The sequence below is a fragment of the Pseudomonas sp. MYb2 genome (genome assembly GCF_002979955.1).
In the GTDB taxonomy this organism is placed as follows: Bacteria; Pseudomonadota; Gammaproteobacteria; order Pseudomonadales; family Pseudomonadaceae; genus Aquipseudomonas.
The window spans coordinates 249,451-269,140 of sequence record NZ_PCQC01000007.1; the positions used below are offsets into that span (position 1 = coordinate 249,451).

The 19,690-nt window shown below is 59.3% G+C and carries 16 protein-coding genes; 8 read left to right on the forward strand and 8 right to left on the reverse strand.

Annotation, left to right across the window (positions count from 1 at the left end; genetic code table 11):
- Positions 1–17: 17 nt before the first annotated feature.
- The 7 genes from CQ009_RS14625 (at position 18) to CQ009_RS14655 (ending at position 11,912) form a co-directional block, all read left to right on the forward strand.
- Positions 18–2,069: a bifunctional diguanylate cyclase/phosphodiesterase gene (locus CQ009_RS14625; RefSeq protein WP_105707095.1), complete on the forward strand. Its 2,052-nt coding sequence runs from the start codon at positions 18–20 to the stop codon at positions 2,067–2,069.
- Between the two features lie 214 nt (positions 2,070–2,283).
- Positions 2,284–3,630: an imelysin family protein gene (locus CQ009_RS14630; protein WP_064391901.1), complete on the forward strand. Its 1,347-nt coding sequence runs from the start codon at positions 2,284–2,286 to the stop codon at positions 3,628–3,630.
- A gap of 278 nt (positions 3,631–3,908) precedes the next feature.
- On the forward strand, positions 3,909–5,336 hold the full coding sequence (locus CQ009_RS14635) for a di-heme oxidoredictase family protein (RefSeq protein WP_105707096.1): 1,428 nt from the start codon (positions 3,909–3,911) through the stop codon (positions 5,334–5,336).
- A gap of 27 nt (positions 5,337–5,363) precedes the next feature.
- The gene (locus tag CQ009_RS14640) at positions 5,364–6,428 is read left to right on the forward strand and encodes an imelysin family protein (protein ID WP_007916589.1); all 1,065 of its coding nucleotides are present in this window, start codon (positions 5,364–5,366) and stop codon (positions 6,426–6,428) included.
- Between the two features lie 14 nt (positions 6,429–6,442).
- On the forward strand, positions 6,443–7,543 hold the full coding sequence (locus CQ009_RS14645) for a DUF1513 domain-containing protein (RefSeq protein WP_105707098.1): 1,101 nt from the start codon (positions 6,443–6,445) through the stop codon (positions 7,541–7,543).
- A 180-nt stretch (positions 7,544–7,723) separates the two neighbouring features.
- Positions 7,724–8,872: an efflux RND transporter periplasmic adaptor subunit gene (locus tag CQ009_RS14650; protein ID WP_064391909.1), complete on the forward strand. Its 1,149-nt coding sequence runs from the start codon at positions 7,724–7,726 to the stop codon at positions 8,870–8,872.
- Between the two features lie 13 nt (positions 8,873–8,885).
- The gene (locus CQ009_RS14655) at positions 8,886–11,912 is read left to right on the forward strand and encodes a multidrug efflux RND transporter permease subunit (protein ID WP_064391912.1); all 3,027 of its coding nucleotides are present in this window, start codon (positions 8,886–8,888) and stop codon (positions 11,910–11,912) included.
- Between the two features lie 134 nt (positions 11,913–12,046).
- On the opposite strand, the gene CQ009_RS14660 is transcribed toward CQ009_RS14655, so the two are convergent.
- From CQ009_RS14660 to colR, 5 genes are all read right to left on the reverse strand, one after another.
- Positions 12,047–12,274 (reverse strand): hypothetical protein, encoded by a 228-nt coding sequence (locus CQ009_RS14660; protein ID WP_064391915.1) that lies wholly within the window; start codon positions 12,272–12,274, stop codon positions 12,047–12,049.
- Between the two features lie 2 nt (positions 12,275–12,276).
- Positions 12,277–12,990, reverse strand: coding sequence for a lipopolysaccharide kinase InaA family protein (locus CQ009_RS14665; protein WP_064391917.1), 714 nt, complete (start codon positions 12,988–12,990; stop codon positions 12,277–12,279).
- Positions 12,991–12,994: 4 nt separating this feature from the next.
- The gene (locus tag CQ009_RS14670) at positions 12,995–13,663 is read right to left on the reverse strand and encodes a class I SAM-dependent methyltransferase (protein ID WP_064391919.1); all 669 of its coding nucleotides are present in this window, start codon (positions 13,661–13,663) and stop codon (positions 12,995–12,997) included.
- 162 nt (positions 13,664–13,825) lie between these two features.
- Complete coding sequence (locus CQ009_RS14675) at positions 13,826–15,100, reverse strand: HAMP domain-containing sensor histidine kinase (protein ID WP_064391921.1); 1,275 nt, start codon at positions 15,098–15,100, stop codon at positions 13,826–13,828.
- Positions 15,100–15,771 (reverse strand): two-component system response regulator ColR, encoded by a 672-nt coding sequence (colR, locus tag CQ009_RS14680; protein WP_064391922.1) that lies wholly within the window; start codon positions 15,769–15,771, stop codon positions 15,100–15,102. The genes CQ009_RS14675 and colR overlap by 1 nt, the downstream gene beginning before the upstream one ends.
- 220 nt (positions 15,772–15,991) lie before the next feature.
- Between colR and CQ009_RS14685 the strand changes: the two genes are divergently transcribed.
- Positions 15,992–16,735, forward strand: a complete 744-nt coding sequence (locus tag CQ009_RS14685) for a phosphatase PAP2 family protein (RefSeq protein ID WP_105707100.1) — start codon at positions 15,992–15,994, stop codon at positions 16,733–16,735.
- A 198-nt stretch (positions 16,736–16,933) separates the two neighbouring features.
- On the opposite strand, the gene groL is transcribed toward CQ009_RS14685, so the two are convergent.
- From groL to CQ009_RS14700, 3 genes are all read right to left on the reverse strand, one after another.
- Entirely contained in the window at positions 16,934–18,580 is a 1,647-nt protein-coding gene (gene groL / locus CQ009_RS14690; RefSeq protein ID WP_064391926.1) for a chaperonin GroEL, read from the reverse strand.
- Between the two features lie 50 nt (positions 18,581–18,630).
- Positions 18,631–18,924, reverse strand: coding sequence for a co-chaperone GroES (locus CQ009_RS14695; protein ID WP_007916610.1), 294 nt, complete (start codon positions 18,922–18,924; stop codon positions 18,631–18,633).
- A gap of 260 nt (positions 18,925–19,184) precedes the next feature.
- On the reverse strand, positions 19,185–19,661 hold the full coding sequence (locus CQ009_RS14700; protein WP_064391928.1) for an FxsA family protein: 477 nt from the start codon (positions 19,659–19,661) through the stop codon (positions 19,185–19,187).
- Positions 19,662–19,690 lie beyond the last annotated feature (29 nt).

A 19,690-nucleotide genomic window follows, 5' to 3' on the forward strand; every position in this document is an offset into this window, starting at 1 on the left:
GAACAAGGAATAACCCTTTGAAGCTGGAACTCAAGAACAGCTTGTCGGTGAAGTTGCTCCGGGTCGTGCTCCTGTCGGCATTGATCGTCGGTGTGGTCTTGAGCTGCGCGCAGATTGTTTTCGATGCCTATAAAACCCGTCAGGCGGTCGCCGGCGACGCTGAACGAATCCTCGACATGTTCCGCGATCCGTCCACCCAGGCCGTGTATAGCCTGGACCGGGAGATGGGCATGCAGGTGATTGAAGGCTTGTTCCAGGACGACGCGGTGCGTCAGGCTTCCATCGGCCACCCCAACGAAGCCATGCTCGCGCAGAAATCCCGCGACCTGCAGCACTCCAACAGCCGCTGGCTGACCGACCTGATCCTCGGCCAGGAGCGCACTTTCACCACGCAATTGGTGGGACGCGGCCCGTACAGCGAATATTACGGTGACTTGAGCATCACCCTCGACACCGCCACCTATGGCGAGGGTTTTATCGTCAGTTCGGTGATCATTTTCATTTCTGGCGTATTGCGCGCACTGGCCATGGGCCTGGTGTTGTATCTGGTCTATCACTGGCTGCTGACCAAACCGCTGTCGCGGATCATCGAACATCTCACCGAGATCAATCCCGATCGCCCCAGCGAACACAAGATTCCGCAGCTCAAGGGCCACGAGAAAAACGAACTGGGTATCTGGATCAATACCGCCAATCAGCTTCTCGAATCAATCGAACGCAACACCCATCTACGCCACGAAGCGGAAAACAGCCTGCTGCGCATGGCTCAGTACGACTTCCTCACCGGCCTGCCGAATCGCCAGCAATTGCAGCAACAACTGGACAAGATTCTGGTCGACGCCGGCAAGCTGCAGCGCCGGGTCGCGGTGTTATGTGTAGGACTGGATGATTTCAAGGGCATCAACGAACAATTCAGCTACCAGACCGGCGACCAGTTGCTGTTGGCGCTGGCTGATCGCCTGCGCGCCCATAGCGGCCGCCTCGGTGCCCTCGCCCGTCTGGGTGGCGACCAGTTCGCCCTGGTGCAGGCCGATATCGAACAGCCTTACGAAGCGGCAGAACTGGCACAAAGCATTCTCGATGACCTGGAAGCGCCGTTCGCCCTCGAGAATCAGGAAATCCGCCTGCGTGCGACCATCGGCATCACCCTATTCCCGGAGGATGGTGACAGCACCGAGAAGTTGCTGCAGAAAGCCGAACAGACCATGACTCTGGCCAAGACTCGCTCGCGCAACCGCTATCAGTTCTACATCGCCAGCGTCGACAGCGAGATGCGTCGCCGCCGCGAACTGGAAAAAGATTTGCGCGATGCCTTGCTGCGCGATCAGTTCTACCTCGTCTATCAGCCGCAGATCAGCTATCGCGACCACCGCGTAGTGGGCGTCGAGGCGCTGATTCGCTGGCAACACCCGGAGCACGGTCTGGTGCCGCCGGATCTGTTCATCCCGCTGGCGGAACAAAACGGCACGATCATCGCCATCGGCGAATGGGTGCTCGATCAGGCCTGCAAGCAATTGCGTGACTGGCACGATCAGGGCTTCGCCGATCTGCGCATGGCGGTGAACCTGTCGACCGTACAACTGCACCATGCCGAGTTGCCACGGGTGGTCAACAACCTGATGCAGATGTACCGCCTGCCGCCACGCAGCCTGGAGCTGGAAGTCACCGAAACCGGCCTGATGGAAGACATCAGCACCGCCGCCCAGCACTTGCTGAGCCTGCGTCGCTCCGGCGCACTGATTGCCATCGACGACTTCGGTACGGGCTATTCGTCGCTGAGTTATCTGAAAAGCCTGCCGCTGGACAAGATCAAGATCGACAAGAGCTTCGTTCAGGATCTGCTCGATGACGACGACGATGCGACCATCGTTCGCGCGATCATTCAACTGGGTAAAAGCCTGGGCATGCAGGTGATTGCCGAGGGGGTGGAAACCGCCGAGCAGGAAAGCTACATCATCTCCGAGGGCTGTCATGAAGGTCAGGGTTACCACTACAGCAAGCCGTTGCCGGCGCGTGAGTTGAGTGCCTACCTCAAGCAGGCGCAACGCAGTAACGCGGCCATTCTCTAGAAGGTCAAAAGATCGCAGCCTGCGGCAGCTCCTACATTTGGAATGTGTTCCCCCTGTAGGAGCTGCCGCAGGCTGCGATCTTTTGATCCTGGTGCGTGAATAAGAAATATTTCCAAGCACTCCCTTTACACATAATGCGAAAGATTTGCATTATGTCGCAGTTTTGCGCACCCCCAGCGCGAGTCCACTCAACTATCGAAGCAGGATGTTCGCCATGATTCGTATGCCTCTGGCTACCGCCAGTCTGCTGGCCATCGCTATTTCCCTCGCCGGTTGCGGCGAAGGCAAAGACAAGGCCGCCGCTCCGGCCGCACCGACGCCAGCCGCCAGCACCACCGCACCAGCGGCGGCGCCTGCCGCTGCCGGTAAAGTCGACGAAGCCGCCGCCAAGGCTGTGGTCGCGCACTACGCCGACATCGTCTTCGCGGTTTACAGCGATGCCGAATCCACCGCGAAAACCCTGCAGACCGCCGTCGACGCATTCCTCGCCAAGCCGAACGCCGACACCCTGAAAGCTGCCAAGGCTGCCTGGGTCGCCGCGCGCGTTCCGTACCTGCAGAGTGAAGTGTTCCGCTTCGGCAACACCATCATCGACGATTGGGAAGGTCAGGTTAACGCCTGGCCACTGGACGAGGGTCTGATCGACTACGTCGACAAGTCCTACGAGCACGCACTGGGTAACCCGGGCGCTACCGCCAACATCATCGCCAACACCGAAGTTCAGGTCGGCGAAGACAAGGTCGACGTCAAAGACATCACCCCGGAAAAACTCGCCAGCCTCAACGAGCTGGGCGGTTCCGAAGCCAACGTCGCCACCGGCTACCACGCCATCGAATTCCTGCTCTGGGGCCAGGACCTCAACGGTACCGGCCCTGGCGCTGGCAACCGTCCTGCTTCGGACTACCTCGAAGGCGCCGGCGCCACTGGCGGTCACAACGATCGTCGTCGTGCCTACCTGAAGTCGGTGACCCAACTGCTGGTCAGCGACCTGGAAGAAATGGTCGGCAACTGGAAGCCGAACGTGGCTGACAACTACCGCGCCACCCTGGAAGCCGAACCGGGCGAAACCGGTCTGCGCAAAATGCTCTTCGGCATGGGCAGCCTGTCCCTTGGCGAACTGGCGGGCGAGCGCATGAAGGTTTCCCTGGAAGCCAACTCCCCTGAAGACGAGCAGGACTGCTTCAGCGACAACACGCACAACTCGCACTTCTACGATGCCAAAGGCATTCGTAACGTCTACCTGGGCGAGTACACCCGTGTTGACGGCACCAAGATGACCGGCGCCAGCCTGTCGTCGCTGGTGGCCAAGGCTGACCCGGCTGCCGACACCGCGCTGAAAGCCGATCTGGCTGCCACCGAAGCGAAGATCCAGGTCATGGTCGATCACGCCAACAAGGGTGAGCACTACGACCAGTTGATCGCAGCCGGCAACACCGCTGGCAACCAGATCGTTCGCGACGCGATCGCATCGCTGGTCAAGCAGACCGGTTCGATCGAAGCCGCTGCCGGCAAACTGGGCATCAGCGACCTGAACCCGGACAACGCTGATCACGAGTTCTGATCAAACGCGTCCGCGTCAAAAAAGGCGACCTTCGGGTCGCCTTTTTCATACCTGCCAAACACGGTCCTTTGTAGGAGTGAGCCTGCTCGCGATAGCGGAGTGTCAGCCAGAAGTTAGTCGACTGACACTCCGCTATCGCGAGCAGGCTCACTCCTACAGGGGTTTTGCATTGCTCTTCAGATTTGCGCTGTATCAAGCAAACGATAATTCCTCTTATTCAAACCCCCTCGCCCTGTTAGACTTTGCGCCTTTATTTTCGCCCGTCCGCAGGATGTCTGATGCCCTCGCTGCCTCTTCGCTTGTCCGCACTGTTTCTGGCCTTGGGCCTGAGTGCCTGCGATGACGCCCCGCGTTTCACCAAGGCCGAGCCCGGTGAAGCACGTTCCGGCGGTGCGGCGACCGTGCGCAAGACCGATCAGAATGCATTCTCCCTGCCCTCTGCCAACCTGCCGCCATCGCGGCGGGTGGATTTCAGCGTCGGCAACAGCTTCTTTCGCAGCCCGTGGGTGATCGCCCCGTCGACGACTACCGCACGCGATGGCCTCGGGCCGTTGTTCAACACCAACGCCTGTCAGGGCTGCCACATCAAGGACGGTCGCGGTCATCCGCCACCGCCGGATGCGCCCAACGCCGTGTCGATGCTGGTGCGTCTGTCGATTCCCGATGCGCCGGAGTTTGCCAAAGTCATTGAACAGGTCGGCGTGGTGCCGGAGCCGGTGTACGGCGGTCAGTTCCAGGACATGGCGGTGCCCGGTGTCACGCCGGAAGGCAAAGTGCGCGTTGAGTACACACCAGTGCCCGTGCGCTTCAAGGACGGCACCGAAGTCGAACTGCGCAAACCGCTGTTGCAGATCACTCAACTCGGTTACGGCCCGATGCACCCGGACACGCGCTTCTCAGCCCGAGTTGCCCCGCCAATGATCGGTCTCGGCCTGCTCGAAGCGATCCCCGAAGAAGCCATCCTCGCCAACGCCGCGGCGCAAGCCAAAGCGAAAAACGGCATCCATGGCCGGCCCAATCAGGTCTGGGATGACGCGCTGCAAAAAACCGTCATGGGCAGATTTGGCTGGAAAGCCGGGCAACCGAACCTCAATCAACAGAATGTTCACGCGTTTTCGGGTGATATGGGCCTCACCACCAGCCTGAGACCCTTCGATGACTGCACCGACGCGCAAACCGCCTGCAAGCAGGCGCCGAACGGCAATGGTCCGAACGGCGAACCGGAAGTCAGCGATAACATCCTGCGTCTGGTGCTGTTCTACAGCCGCAACCTCGCCGTGCCTGCACGCCGTGGCGTTAACGATGCTGACGTCATCGCCGGCAAGAACCTGTTTTTCCAGGCCGGCTGCGATTCCTGCCACACGCCGAAATACACCACCGCCGCCAACGCCGCCGAACCTGAACTGGCCAATCAGGTTATTCGCCCGTACAGCGATCTGCTACTGCATGACATGGGCGACGGCCTGGCTGACAACCGCACTGAATTCCAGGCCTCTGGCCGCGACTGGCGCACCCCGCCATTGTGGGGGATTGGCTTGACGCAAGCAGTCAGCGGTCATACGCAGTTTTTGCATGACGGTCGCGCACGCAATCTGCTCGAAGCGGTGCTCTGGCACGGCGGCGAAGCGACAGCGGCGCAGCAACAGGTTTTATCCTTCAATGCCGAGCAGCGTGCCGCGCTGCTGGCGTTTCTGAATTCACTTTAAACATTGATAAAGAATCGGGAGCCCGACATGTTCCGTCCCAAGCTACTGTTCACCAGCCTTGCCGCGCTCGCCCTCGGCGCCTGCTCGCCGCAGGATCCGCAAGCGGTCACCTCGGCGGCCATCGCCAAATCGGTGATCCTGCCGACCTACACCCGCTGGGTCGAAGCCGACAAGCAACTGGCGGTCAGCGCCCTCGCCTACTGTCAGGGCAAAGAAACCCTGGAGACCGCCCGCGCCGACTTCCTCCACGCGCAGAAAGCCTGGGCCGAGCTGCAACCGCTGCTGATCGGTCCGTTGGCCGAGGGCAATCGTTCGTGGCAGGTGCAGTTCTGGCCGGACAAGAAAAACCTCGTCGGCCGTCAGGTCGAGCAACTGGTGGTGGCGCAGCCACAGATCGATGCCGCCGCACTGGCCAAATCGAGTGTTGTGGTGCAAGGCCTGTCGGCCTACGAATACATCCTGTTCGACGCCAAGCCGGACGTCGCCAACGCCGAGCAGAAAGCCAAGTACTGCCCACTGCTGATCGCCATCGGCGAGCGTCAGAAGCAACTGGCCGAAGAGATTCTGCAAAACTGGAACAACACCGACGGCATGCTTGCGCAGATGACCAAGTTCCCCAACCAGCGTTATGCCGACTCCCACGAAGCGATCGCCGATCTGCTGCGTGTGCAAGTCACCGCGCTGGACACCCTGAAGAAAAAACTCGGCACGCCAATGGGCCGCCAGAGCAAAGGCGTGCCACAGCCATTCCAGGCCGACGCATGGCGCAGCCAGTCTTCGCTGACCGCACTGGAAGCCAGCCTCGCGGCGGCGAAAACCGTATGGGAAGGCGTCGACAACAAAGGCCTGCGCGGTCTGTTGCCGGCTGAGCAAAAGCCATTGGCCGACAAGATCGACGCCGCTTATGCCGCTTCGCTGAAACTGTTCGACAGTACTCAGCGCTCGCTCGGCGAAATGCTCGAAGACGACGCCGGTCGCCAGCAACTCAACGATATCTACGACAGCCTCAACGTCGTCCATCGCCTGCACGAAGGCGAACTGGCCAAGGCGCTGGGCATCCAGCTGGGCTTCAACGCCAACGACGGTGACTGATGAGGGCAAGTGCCATGCTGCGACGCCAGGTTCTGACTTTAGGTAGTGCACTGCTGGGAGCAGTGACGCTGGGCGGCTGGACGCTGTTCAAACGCAAGGATCAGAGCCCGCTGTTGCTGTCGGCGCGCGACGATACCGACGGCAAGCACTACGCCGTCGGTTATCGGCTGGACGGCACGCGCGTGTTCGCCACCGAAGTCGGGCAGCGCTGCCACGACATCATCAACCACCCGACGCAGCCGATTGCGCTGTTCGTCGCACGGCGTCCGGGCACTGAAAGCTATCTGATCGACCTGCGCGACGGCGCGCTGTTGCAGACCGTGACCTCGCAGCCGAACCGGCATTTCTACGGGCATGCCGTGGTGCACAAGGATGGTGAGTACCTGTACGCCACCGAGAACGACACGACCGATCCTGGCCGTGGTTTGCTCGGCTTATACAAGTTCGAAGGCGAACGGCTGGTGCACACCGGCGAGATTTCCACCCACGGTCTCGGCCCGCATCAAGTGTCGTGGATGCCCGACGGCGAGACGCTGGTGGTGGCCAATGGCGGGATTCGTACCGAGGCGGAAAGCCGCGTCGACATGAACCTCAACGCCATGGAGCCGAGTCTGGTCTTGATGCAACGCGACGGTACGTTGCTGAGCAAGGAAACCCTCGCCCAGCAGATGAACAGCGTGCGCCATCTGGGCATCGCCAGCGACGGCACCATCGTTGCCGGTCAGCAATTCATGGGCGCCTCGCACGAGCGTTCGGAGTTGCTGGCGATCAAGCGACCGGGGCAGCCATTCGTGGCGTTCCCGGTGCCGGAGCATCAGTTGCAGTCGATGGGGCATTACACCGCCAGTGTTGCGGTGCATAGCGATTTGCGTCTGGTTGCACTGACGGCGCCACGTGGCAACCGCTTCTTTATCTGGGATCTGGACAGCGGTGAAGTGCGCCTCGATGCGCCGTTGCCAGATTGCGCGGGCGTGGGGGCGGTGCAGGACGGTTTTGTCGTGACCTCCGGTCAGGGTCGTTGCCGCTATTACGATTGCCGTCAGGATGAACTGTTGGCCAAGCCGCTGGAGTTGCCGGCGGGGCTCTGGGACAACCATCTGCATCTGATGGCCTGAAACAGCCTTAAAAGATCGCAGCCTTCGTCAGCTCTTACATTGGAATACACTCCTCTGTAGGAGCTGCCGAAGGCTGCGATCTTTTTGCGCCCCCTTGTAATAACTGCCAGTTGGAATCCCCCCTGTACTCGGAGTAATGTGCCCGCCTGTCTCACCTGATTTATCCAAGGAACTGGAAATATGCTGCGTCGCCGCATGCTGATCATGTTGGGTGTTGTGTTACTGATCGTCCTGGTGCTGGGCGGGTACAAAGCCTTTTCGATCTATACGATGATCCAGGGCTTTTCCAAGCCAAAGCCGCCGATCAGTGTCGCCGTGGCCAACGCGACCGAACAGCCGTGGCAGATGCGCCTGCCCACCGTCGGCACGCTCAAGGCGCTGCAAGGCGTCGAGCTGAGCCTGGAAGTCGCCGGCACCGTCACCGAACTCAAATTCGAATCCGGACAGAAGGTCAAGGCCGGGCAACCGCTGCTGCAACTCGACAGCGCCGTCGAAACCGCATTGCTGGAAACCGCCAAGGCTGATCTGGGTCTGGCGCAACTGGACTTCGGCCGTGGCAGTCAACTGGTCGACAGCCGCGCGATCTCCAAAGGCGAATACGACCGCCTCTCCGCCGTGCTGCAAAAGAACAAAGCCACGGTCAATCAGCTCAACGCTTCGCTGGCGAAAAAACGCATCCTCGCGCCGTTCAGCGGCACCATCGGCATCCGTCAGGTCGACGTCGGCGACTACCTTGCCAGCGGCACCAAAATTGCCACATTGCAGGATTTGAGCAGCCTCTACGCCGACTTCTACCTGCCCGAACAATCGGTGCCGAAACTGGCCATCGGTCAACCGGTGCAAATCTCGGTCTCCGCTTACCCCGGGCAAAACTTCGCCGGCAAGATCAGCGCGATCAACCCGATCGTCGAAAGCACCACGCGCAACATTCTGATCCGCGCCACCCTGGGCAACCCGGACGGTAAATTGCTGCCTGGCATGTTCACCAGCCTTGAAGTGCTGCTGCCCGATCCGCAGAAACACATCGTCGTGCCGGAAAGCGCGATCACCTACACCCTTTACGGCAACTCGATCTACGTGGTCGGGCAGAAGAAAGCCGAGGACGGCAACGTCGAGAAAGACGACAAAGGCCAACCAGTACTGATCGCCGAACGCCGCTTCATCGAAACCGGTGAACGCCGCGACGGCTTGGTGATGATCAACAAGGGCGTGCAGAGCGGCGAACAAGTGGTGACGGCCGGCCAGATCAAACTGGACAACGGCGCACACATTGCCATCAGCGACGACAAGACCCTCGGCGAGCAGAACAGTCCGCCTCGCGCTGACTGATCAAGGAATCCCCATGGCTTTTACCGATCCGTTCATCCGCCGCCCGGTGCTCGCCACCGTGGTCAGCCTGTTGATTGTGCTGCTGGGTTTTCAGGCCTGGAGCAAGCTGCCGCTGCGCCAATACCCGCAAATGGAAAACGCCCTGATCACGGTGACCACCGCTTACCCGGGGGCCAACGCCGAAACCATTCAGGGTTACATCACCCAGCCGATGCAACAGAGTCTGGCCAGCGCCGAGGGCATCGACTACATGACCTCGGTCAGCCGGCAGAACTTCTCGGTGATCTCGATTTATGCGCGCATCGGCGCCAACACCGACCGTTTGTTCACCGAATTGCTGGCCAAGGCCAATGAAGTCAAAAACAAGCTGCCGCAGGACGCCGAAGACCCGGTGTTGAGCAAGGAATCCGCCGACGCTTCGGCGCTGATGTACATCAGCTTCTTCAGCAAGGATTTGAGCAACCCGCAGATCACCGACTACCTGTCACGGGTGATCCAGCCAAAACTGGCGACGCTGCCGGGCATGGCCGAAGCGGAGATTCTCGGCAATCAGGTGTTCGCCATGCGCCTGTGGCTCGACCCGGTGAAACTCGCCGGTTTCGGCCTCAGCGCAAGTGATGTGACCAACGCCGTGCGCCAGTACAACTTCCTCTCCGCCGCCGGCGAGGTGAAAGGCGAATACGTGGTCACCAGCATCAACGCCAACACCGAACTGAAATCCGCCGAGGCGTTTGCGGCCATTCCGCTCAAGGTCAGTGGCGACAGCCGGGTGCTGCTCAGCGATGTCGCGCGGGTGGAAATGGGTGCGGAAAACTACGATTCGATCAGCTCGTTCGGCGGCACGCCGTCGGTGTACATCGGCATCAAGGCGACGCCGGGCGCCAACCCGCTGGACGTGATCAAGGAAGTGCGCAAGCTGATGCCGGAGCTGGAAGCGCAACTGCCGCCGAACCTGAAAAGCGAGATCGCCTACGACGCCACGCTGTTTATTCAGGCCTCGATCGATGAAGTGGTGAAAACCCTGTTCGAAGCGGTGCTGATCGTCATTGTCGTGGTGTTCCTGTTCCTCGGTGCGCTGCGTTCGGTGGTGATCCCGGTGGTGACCATTCCGCTGTCGATGATCGGCGTGATGTTTTTCATGCAGATGATGGGCTACTCGATGAACCTGCTGACGCTGCTGGCGATGGTGCTCGCCATCGGTCTGGTGGTCGACGATGCAATTGTCGTGGTGGAAAACATCCACCGGCACATCGAGGAAGGCAAGACGCCGTTTGAAGCCGCCCTTGAAGGCGCACGGGAAATCGCCATGCCGGTGGTCTCGATGACCATTACGCTGGCGGCGGTGTACGCGCCGATCGGTTTTCTCACCGGACTGACCGGGGCGTTGTTCAAGGAGTTCGCCCTGACGCTGGCCGGGGCAGTGGTGATTTCCGGCATCGTCGCGCTGACCCTGTCGCCGATGATGTGCGCCTATCTGCTGCGCCATGAGCAAAACCCCAGCGGCCTCGCCCATCGTCTCGACCGCATCTTCGACGGCCTCAAGCGCCGCTACCAGAGCATGCTGCACGGCACGCTGAACACGCGGCCGGTGGTGCTGGTGTTCGCGGTGATCGTGCTGTGCCTGATCCCGGTGTTCCTCAAGTTCACCAAATCGGAACTGGCGCCGGACGAGGATCAGGGCATTATTTTCATGATGGCCACCGCCCCGCAGCCGACCAACCTTGATTACCTGAGCACCTACACCGACGAATTCATCAAGATCTTCAAGGAATTCCCGGAGTACTACTCCTCGTTCCAGATCAACGGCTACAACGGTGTACAGGCGGGCATCGGCGGCTTCCTGCTCAAGCCATGGAACGAGCGCAGCCGCACGCAGATGCAGATCCTCCCCGAGGTACAAGGCAAACTGGGTGCGATCCCGGGATTGCAGATTTTCGGTTTCAACCTGCCCTCCCTGCCCGGCACCGGTGAGGGCCTGCCGTTCGAGTTCGTGGTCAATACGGCCAACGATTACGAACTGCTGCTGCAAGTCGCCGACCGGATCAAGAAGCGCGCCATGGAGTCGGGCAAGTTTGCCTTCGTCGACCTTGATCTGGCGTTCGACAAACCCGAAGTCGTCGTCGATATCGACCGCGCCAAAGCGGCGCAGATGGGCGTGTCGATGCAGGACCTCGGTGGCACCCTCGCCACCCTGCTGGGCGAGGCGGAAATCAACCGTTTCACCATTGATGGGCGCAGCTACAAGGTGATTGCCCAGGTTGAACGGCCCTATCGCGACAATCCGGACTGGCTGAACAGTTACTACGTGAAAAACACCCAGGGCGAATTGCTGCCGTTGTCGACGCTGATCAAAGTCAGCGACCGCGCACGACCGCGCCAGCTCAACCAGTTCCAGCAACTCAACGCGGCGAAGATTTCCGGCTTTCCGCTGGTGAGCATGGGCGAAGCCATCGACACCGTGCTACAGATCGCCCGCGAAGAGGCACCGGCCGGGTTTGCCTTCGACTATGGCGGTGCATCGCGACAATTCGTCCAGGAAGGCAGTGCCTTGTGGGTGACGTTCGCCTTGGCGCTGGCAATCATCTTTCTGGTGCTGGCAGCGCAGTTCGAGAGTTTCCGCGATCCGCTGGTGATTCTGGTGACGGTGCCGCTGTCGATCTGCGGGGCGCTGATTCCGCTGTTCCTTGGCTGGTCGAGCATGAACATCTACACCCAGGTCGGGCTGGTAACGCTGATCGGTCTCATCAGCAAGCACGGGATCCTGATCGTCGAATTCGCCAACCAGTTGCGCAAGGACAAGGGGCTGACCGCACGCGAGGCGGTTGAGGAAGCCGCGGCCATTCGTTTGCGCCCGGTGTTGATGACCACGGCGGCGATGGTGTTTGGCATGGTGCCGTTGATTCTCGCCACGGGTGCCGGTGCGGTCAGCCGTTTTGATATCGGTATGGTGATTGCCACGGGGATGTCGATCGGCACATTGTTTACGCTGTTTGTGCTGCCGTGCGTTTACACCTTGCTGGCGAAACCTGATAAGCCTTGAAAGCAAACGATCGCAGCCTTCGGCAGCTCCTACACCGATCCATGTAGGAGCTGCCGAAGGCTGCGATCGTTTGATCTTGCTTGCATAAAAAAGGCCTCGCGTCTGCGAGGCCTTTTATGTGGGCTTCAATCGGTTCAACTCTGCGGCCTCATCCCTTGGGAAAGTCCGAACATGAACAGCAACAGATCATGATCGGGTTTGGTCGCCACGGAGGCTTTCGCCACCCGCGGTACTGCGCAGTGGGCGTCGTCGAACGACGCACCCACAACCTGCATGCGGGGCTGCTCCCAGGCTGCCACCGCCAATGATGCAACTGCCAAGGCTCCAACCAGAAACAAACCTCGTGCAATTTCTAGTTTCATCGCTATAAACCTTTGATAGCGCTGCCAAACGCCGTCTCATAAAAATAGACGAGTTTTTTCCAGTCTGTTTCGCTGAACGACGAATGGCGGCGCAATTGCTTCATGTCGTGGGAGGCGGCGCGATGAGCGGTCAGACGCTGGCGGCATTTCTCCAGATCGATCAGCGCAACTTCGACCTTGGCCGAATCGCCTTCGCCAGTGACCCGCACGAACACGTGTTTGATATAGATGCAGCTGTGCTGCCAACGACCCTTGTGCATGCGCGCGAGGTTTTCGGCGAGGTCTTTCAATACGCGTTCGTAAACGGCTTCACCGTATTGCGCACGCCCGCCTGCCGCTTCCCACTTTTCCAGCTCATCAAAGCCATCCAGCGACTTGGTCACCAACAGCGCCCGCCACTTGTACTGCGGATCAGGCTGAGCGCCGCAGAAAACGATTTCCGGCACCCGCACCCCGATTTTGCTGACGCCGGTCAGGGCATCCAGCTCACGCAATACCGTCGGGCGACCGAAAGGGTGCAACCAGCTGCGATAGATATGCCCGGTCTGGCGCTTTGCATACAACAACTGGCCGTCACGTCCCATGACCCGTTGCACACCACTTTCGCCACCACGGCGGACGTTGGGCTCTTCTACCCACTCACCGTGCTGGTTCCAGTAATAGTCAAAGCGATCCTGCGGAGCGACGCCCGTTTCTGCTGCAAATTGCACTGCCATCCCACTACCTCTTGCGTAATACGTAAACCCGCCACATGGCATAGAGCGGGATGAAATCCAATTGTTCCTGAATGCGGAACCCTGCGGCCTCGAATTCTTTCTCGACCGTAGCGGCCGGTAACACAAAACGGTTCTGGTAACCTTCCTGCCCACGCTTGGCCTCGGCCTTTTTGCGTTTCCAGGCCTTGAAGTTGCCATCCACCCACAACGAAATGATCACGCTGTCGCGGGTGACGCGCTCGAACTCACGCAGAATGGCCCGTCGATGCTCGGCTTCACCGATGTGATGGAGCAAACGCATGCAGAAAATGCTATCGACGGCATTATCAGGCAAAGCAATGTCGAACGCAGATGTGTGCAAGGGTTGTACCCGCTTCACCACATCGGCCGCTTGCGCCTGCATCGCCGTCTTGATCATCGATTCGGAGTTGTCCGCGCCAATGATCACCCGATTCGGTTTTTCTGCCAGTAGTGGCCAGAAACGCCCCGCACCGCACGGCAAATCCAGCACCAGCCCTGGTTCACCGGCCAACGTCAGCGCTTTTCGGGCCAACTGTTCGTCACGCCAATGGGACAACCGCCGACCGAGATTGGCTTGATGCTTGCGCAAATATTTTTGCGCGTGCTTGTCGTCGTACTTTTCGGAAAAATCGAGTTTGATCGGGCCGGCCATCACCAGGACTCCTGAATTGCTGTTGTCACCACCTTAGGGAGCAGCGTGTCAGCGTCAGGTCATCCATTTGTGAAAAAATTGTTGGGTAAACCGCCAAACTATTTCAAGGTTATACAGGATTTAGACAGGTTGGCGGGAGTGGCTGGGTGCCACCACCGCCTCTCAGGCTTTGCCCAGATCAACTTCGAAGCGACAGCCATTGGGCTCCATGGTGCTCAAGGACACCGTCCAGCCCTGGTCTTCGCAGATGCGCTGTACCAGTGACAAGCCCAGCCCCAATCCCTCTCCCCGCTTCTCACTGCCACGGACAAACGGCTCGAACATCGCCTCGCGTTTTTCTTCGGGGATACCCACGCCCGAATCCTCGACCACAAACCCGTTGGCATTGAGCGCCAGGCGAATGAAGCCCTGCTCGGTGTAATGCAATGCATTGCGCAACAGGTTGCCCATGACAGCATTCAACAGGGTCGCGTTATAACGGGTATCCCGCAGACTGCCCGGCTCATAAAGCAGTTTCAGACCTTTGCTTTGAATGGGCCCGCGCCACAGACAAAGCAGGTTTTCGGCTACTTGGGCAAGGTTTTGCTGAGGCGCCATGCCAGCGTCTTCATGCTGAGCGCGAGCAAGCATGAGGAAAGTCTGTACCAGCTCGCGCATCTCTTCGCTGGCACGAGCGATGCGCTCAACCTGAGAACGTCCACGCTGGTCGATGCCCGGGTTTTCCAGTAACAATTCACAGGAGCTCGCCAGCACCATCAGCGGCGTTCGCAATTCATGGCTGACGTCACTGGTAAACAAGCGCTCGCGGGTCAGCGCCTGACGTAAACGTCCCAGTGTGGCATCGAAAGCCACCGCCAATTCACCGACTTCGTCAGCCGCGTAATCGGGCGCCAGCGGTGGCGCCAATCCGAGCAGTTGATCACGATGGCGCACTTGCCGTGCAAGGCGTACAACCGGCGCCATCACTTTGCGTGCCAGCACCCAGCCAAGGAATACCGCCAGCGCCAGACTGAGCACAAAACCCACCAGCACTACGGCAAACAAAACACGCTCGCGCTCTTCGAAATCGCTTTGATCCTGCAGCAGCACATAACGGCGACCGTCGACGATTTCGACCATTGCGTGATACGACAGCTGCTCGCGAAAGACTTCGTGGAAACCCGAATCGAGGTGACGCAGATCCTTCGGCAGTTCGAAATCGCCCGGCCCACCACTGAAATAGAACAGTTGATCGGGCTCCGGCCGGTGGCTCCAGTCCGAGACGTTGTCCATCAAAAGCAGACGCTGCAGGTCACCGCCCAGCCCCGCCGAAATCAGCTTTTCTTCCACCAGATGCACGGTCGCGACGATGCCCATGGCGAAGGCGCCAGCCACCAGCGCACTCATCAGCGCGAAGGCGATGATGATCCGTTGGGAAAGGCTCTGTCTAAACTCCATTACGCATCGGCCAGGCGGTAACCCACGCCGTGCACGGTATGCAGCAGTGGTTTGGCAAAAGGTTTGTCGATCACTTGGCGCAGCTGGTGCACATGGCTGCGCAGGCTGTCGCTGTCCGGGCAATCATCGCCCCACAGCGCTTCTTCGAGGACTTCACGGCGCAAGACGTGCGGGCTTTTCTGCATCAACACGGCCAGCAATTTGAGGCCGACCGGATTAAGTTTGAGCAGCTTGCCGTCGCGCGTCACTTCCAGCGTATCAAGGTCATAGCTCAAATCCGCCACTTGCAACGCCCGTCGTCCGCCGCCCTGTGCACGGCGCATCACCGCTTCGACGCGTGCCGCCAGCTCGGACAAGGCGAACGGTTTGATCAGGTAATCATCGGCACCGGACTTGAAACCCTGCAAACGGTCATCAAGCTGATCGCGGGCGGTGAGCATGATCACTGGCGTGTCGCGGCGGGCATCTTCACGCAGACGTTTGCACAGGGTGTAGCCGTCGATCCCCGGCAACATGATGTCGAGCACGATCAGGTCGTAATGCTCGGTGGCCGCCAGATGCAGTCCCGACAGACCGTCCTGGGCACAATCGACGGTATAGCCCTTGAGGCCCAGATAATCGGCCAGATTGGCCAGGATGTCGCGGTTGTCTTCGACCACTAGGATTCGCATGGGCACCTCTTCCGTACACGGTAACGGCCGTCTTGGCCCGCGCAGCTTAAGGCCAAGTGTGGCTTACCGCTAGGCATGTGTTGGGTTGTTTGCGGAGAAAATCGTTCATTGTGCCGGGCAACGTTTTTTTCACTTTCGATTAACAAATCCTCGACGCCGGCACGCGCAGACTCCCCGCGGCTGCGCTCCTCAGAACACACTTACCGACCAAGGAATCATCATGGTGTCGACCTCTGCCCGTCCCGTTTCCAGGCCGCTGAATTTCTGGTGGTGCCTGGGATTACCTGCCATTGCGGCGATCATTCTGGTACTGCTCGAACTCACCGATCTGGACATGTATCTGGCCAGACTGTTTTACGACCCGGTCGCGGGCGACTTTATCGGGCGCCACAGTTACTTTCTCGAAGACATCCTGCACGACCGCGCCAAAGAACTGGTAATCGCCTTTTCGGTGTTTGCGATCCTCGGTTTCATCGGTGCGTTCTTCATTGAGCGGCTGAAACCGTTCAAGCGTGAGTTGGGTTGCCTGGTGTTGTCGCTGGGGCTGGCGACGTCTTTCGTCACGCCAGTCAAAGCCGTGACCGCCGTGCAGTGCCCGTGGAGCCTTGAGCAATTTGGCGGCCATGAGACTTACAGCAAGCTGATGGAGCATCGTCCGCAGACCGACAAGCCTGGTCGTTGCTGGCCGGGGGGGCATGCGGCTACCGGGTTCACCTTGTTTGCGCTGTTTTTTGTGCTGCGTGACCGCCGTCCGCGTCTGGCCAGACAGGCGTTTATCTTCGCCTTTGCACTGGGCTCGGTGTTTTCGATCAGCCGGATGATGCAGGGCGCGCACTTCTTTTCACACAACGTGTGGACGGCGATTTTCTGCTGGTTGATTTGCCTGGGCTCGTATTACTGGGTGCTGTATCGCCCGGCGGTTAAGGCTGAGGCTGTGGGCAGAACGCAACCGGTCAGCGCCTGATCTGACGCCTTCGCTGGCAAGCCAGCTCCCACAGGGATTCAAGGTGTTCACACAATATTTGTTTCACCTTGGACACTGTGGGAGCTGGCTTGCCAGCGATAGCCGCGCCTCGATGTCGAAACAACACTAAATCGAAGGCAATAAAAAACCCCGCTGACTCGCGTCAGCGGGGTTTTGCGTTACAGGGGTAAGGCAGGCTTACATCATGCCGCCCATGCCACCCATGCCGCCCATGTCTGGCATGCCGCCGCCAGCGCCGCCATCTTTCTTCGGCGCGTCAGCTACAGCTGCTTCGGTGGTCAGGATCAGACCGCCGATCGACGAGGCTGCTTGCAGAGCCGAACGGGTCACCTTGGTTGGGTCCAGGATGCCCATTTCGATCATGTCGCCGTACTCGCCAGTCGCAGCGTTGTAACCGAAGTTACCTTTGCCGTTCTTGACTTCATTGACCACAACGCTTGGCTCGTCGCCGCTGTTGGCAGCGATCTGACGCAGCGGAGCTTCGATTGCACGGCGCAGAACAGCGATACCTACGTCCTGATCGGCGTTGTCGCCTTTCAGGTCAAGGATGGCTTCCAGTGCACGGATCAGCGCAACGCCACCGCCAGGTACCACGCCTTCTTCAACGGCTGCACGGGTAGCGTGCAGGGCGTCTTCAACGCGGGCTTTCTTCTCTTTCATTTCAACTTCGGAACCAGCGCCAACCTTGATCACTGCAACGCCGCCGGACAGTTTGGCCAGACGCTCTTGCAGTTTTTCACGGTCGTAGTCCGAGGAAGTTTCGGCAACCTGAGCGCGGATCTGAGCGATACGCGATTCGATGTCGCCTGCAACGCCAGCACCGTCAACGATGATGGTGTTTTCCTTGGAGATGGTCACGCGCTTGGCGCTGCCCAGGTTTTCCAGGGTAGCGGCTTCCAGGCTCAGGCCGATCTCTTCGGAGATAACGGTACCGCCGGTCAGAACAGCGATGTCCTGCAGCATGGCCTTGCGACGGTCGCCGAAGCCTGGCGCCTTGACGGCTGCGACTTTGACGATGCCACGCATGTTGTTCACAACCAGAGTCGCCAGGGCTTCGCCTTCAACGTCTTCGGAAACGATCAGCAGTGGACGGCCGGCTTTGGCAACGGCTTCCAGTACTGGCAGCATTTCGCGGATGTTCGAGATCTTTTTGTCGACCAGCAGAACCAGTGGGTTGTCCAGTTCGGCAACCATGGTTTCCGGCTTGTTGACGAAGTACGGGGACAGGTAGCCACGGTCGAACTGCATGCCTTCTACAACCGACAGTTCGTTTTCCAGGCCAGTGCCTTCTTCAACGGTGATCACGCCTTCTTTACCGACTTTTTCCATGGCTTCGGCAATGATGTCGCCGATGGAGTTGTCGGAGTTGGCCGAGATGGTGCCTACCTGAGCGATAGCCTTGGTGTCAGCGCATGGCTTGGACAGGTTTTTCAGCTCTTTGACGATGGCGATGGTCGCCTTGTCGATGCCGCGCTTCAGGTCCATCGGGTTCATGCCGGCAGCGACGGCTTTCAGGCCTTCGTTGACGATCGACTGAGCCAGAACGGTAGCGGTGGTAGTACCGTCACCAGCGTCATCGTTGGCACGGGAGGCAACGTCTTTGACCAGCTGCGCGCCCATGTTTTCGAAGCGATCTTCGAGTTCGATTTCTTTGGCGACGGAAACGCCGTCCTTGGTGATGGTCGGAGCGCCGAAGCTCTTCTCGAGGATCACGTTACGGCCTTTCGGGCCCAGGGTCGCTTTTACTGCGTCAGCCAGGACGTTGACACCAACGAGCATTTTCTTGCGGGCGGAATCGCCGAATTTAACTTCTTTAGCAGCCATGATCGATATTCCTTAAATACTTTGTAGTAGCGGGAAAATGAACGGGGGTATCAGCCTTCGATAACAGCGAGGATTTCGTTCTCGCTCATTACCAGCAGGTCTTCGCCGTCGACTTTCACAGTGTTGCTGCCGGAGTAAGGACCGAACACAACCTTGTCGCCTTCCTTGACGGACAGTGCGCGCACTTCGCCGTTTTCCAGAGCTTTGCCCGGGCCTACAGCGAGAATCACACCGTGGTTGGCTTTTTCAGCAGCCGAACCTGGCAGGACGATACCGCCAGCGGTTTTCTTTTCTTCTTCGCTGCGACGGATTACGACGCGGTCATGCAGAGGACGAAGCTTCATTGTCGATCTCTCCTAATTGTGGTTTTCATCGGCCGGTGTATTCCCGGCGGGTTTAACAAATCCGGCCTGCGCCGGTTGCGGCTCGTCAAGCGAGTCGCGGAAGACTGACTGGCTCAAATGCCAGAAACCTTTCGGTGACCGATACATAAGGGCGCATAAGCTTATTACAAGGGCGAGGCGAAAAATTTTTCACCGATGTTCTGCACAAAAGCAGCCCATAAATGAACACGGCACCCGAAGGTGCCGTGTCGATATCGCCGTTACTTGGTGTCGCGGTGTTCGAACTCGCCTTCGATCACATCACCCTCGCGGCCCAGAGGCTCGCGCGGCGCAGGACCGCCACGGGGTTGCAGATCGTCGGCGAACGCGCGTTGGCGCATGGCCTGTTCTTCGGCGCGCTGGCGCATTTTGTTCGCCAGCAGACGACGGGAGAACGGCAGCAGCATTACCAGACCGACCACATCACTGATGAAGCCCGGCAGGATCAACAGGCCACCGGCCAATGCCAGCATCAAACCTTCCAGCATGGTTTGCGCAGGCAGTTCGCCGCGGTTCAGGCTTTCACGGGCACGCAAAGCAGTGGCCAGACCGGCGACGCGCAGCACGAAAATGCCGAACATCGAGCCGACAATGATCAGCAGCAGGGCCGGGAAAAACCCGATAGCCCCTGCCACTTTGACGAATACGAACAGCTCCAGCACCGGAAACAGCAGAAAGAGCAACAGAAAAGGGCGCATCAAAGTTTCCTCAACGCAAGAAATGCCTT

Bases quoted from the DNA above. Each gene is read 5' to 3' on its own strand.
- CQ009_RS14630 (WP_064391901.1), top strand. From the start codon at position 2,284: ATGATTCGTATGCCTCTGGCTACCGCCAGTCTGCTGGCCATCGCTATT.
- CQ009_RS14635 (WP_105707096.1), top strand. From the start codon at position 3,909: ATGCCCTCGCTGCCTCTTCGCTTGTCCGCACTGTTTCTGGCCTTGGGC.
- CQ009_RS14640 (WP_007916589.1), top strand. From the start codon at position 5,364: ATGTTCCGTCCCAAGCTACTGTTCACCAGCCTTGCCGCGCTCGCCCTC.
- CQ009_RS14645 (WP_105707098.1), top strand. From the start codon at position 6,443: ATGCTGCGACGCCAGGTTCTGACTTTAGGTAGTGCACTGCTGGGAGCA.
- CQ009_RS14650 (WP_064391909.1), top strand. From the start codon at position 7,724: ATGCTGCGTCGCCGCATGCTGATCATGTTGGGTGTTGTGTTACTGATC.
- CQ009_RS14655 (WP_064391912.1), top strand. From the start codon at position 8,886: ATGGCTTTTACCGATCCGTTCATCCGCCGCCCGGTGCTCGCCACCGTG.
- CQ009_RS14660 (WP_064391915.1), bottom strand. From the start codon at position 12,274: ATGAAACTAGAAATTGCACGAGGTTTGTTTCTGGTTGGAGCCTTGGCA.
- CQ009_RS14665 (WP_064391917.1), bottom strand. From the start codon at position 12,990: ATGGCAGTGCAATTTGCAGCAGAAACGGGCGTCGCTCCGCAGGATCGC.
- CQ009_RS14670 (WP_064391919.1), bottom strand. From the start codon at position 13,663: ATGGCCGGCCCGATCAAACTCGATTTTTCCGAAAAGTACGACGACAAG.
- CQ009_RS14675 (WP_064391921.1), bottom strand. From the start codon at position 15,100: ATGGAGTTTAGACAGAGCCTTTCCCAACGGATCATCATCGCCTTCGCG.
- colR (WP_064391922.1), bottom strand. From the start codon at position 15,771: ATGCGAATCCTAGTGGTCGAAGACAACCGCGACATCCTGGCCAATCTG.
- CQ009_RS14685 (WP_105707100.1), top strand. From the start codon at position 15,992: ATGGTGTCGACCTCTGCCCGTCCCGTTTCCAGGCCGCTGAATTTCTGG.
- groL (WP_064391926.1), bottom strand. From the start codon at position 18,580: ATGGCTGCTAAAGAAGTTAAATTCGGCGATTCCGCCCGCAAGAAAATG.
- CQ009_RS14695 (WP_007916610.1), bottom strand. From the start codon at position 18,924: ATGAAGCTTCGTCCTCTGCATGACCGCGTCGTAATCCGTCGCAGCGAA.
- CQ009_RS14700 (WP_064391928.1), bottom strand. From the start codon at position 19,661: ATGCGCCCTTTTCTGTTGCTCTTTCTGCTGTTTCCGGTGCTGGAGCTG.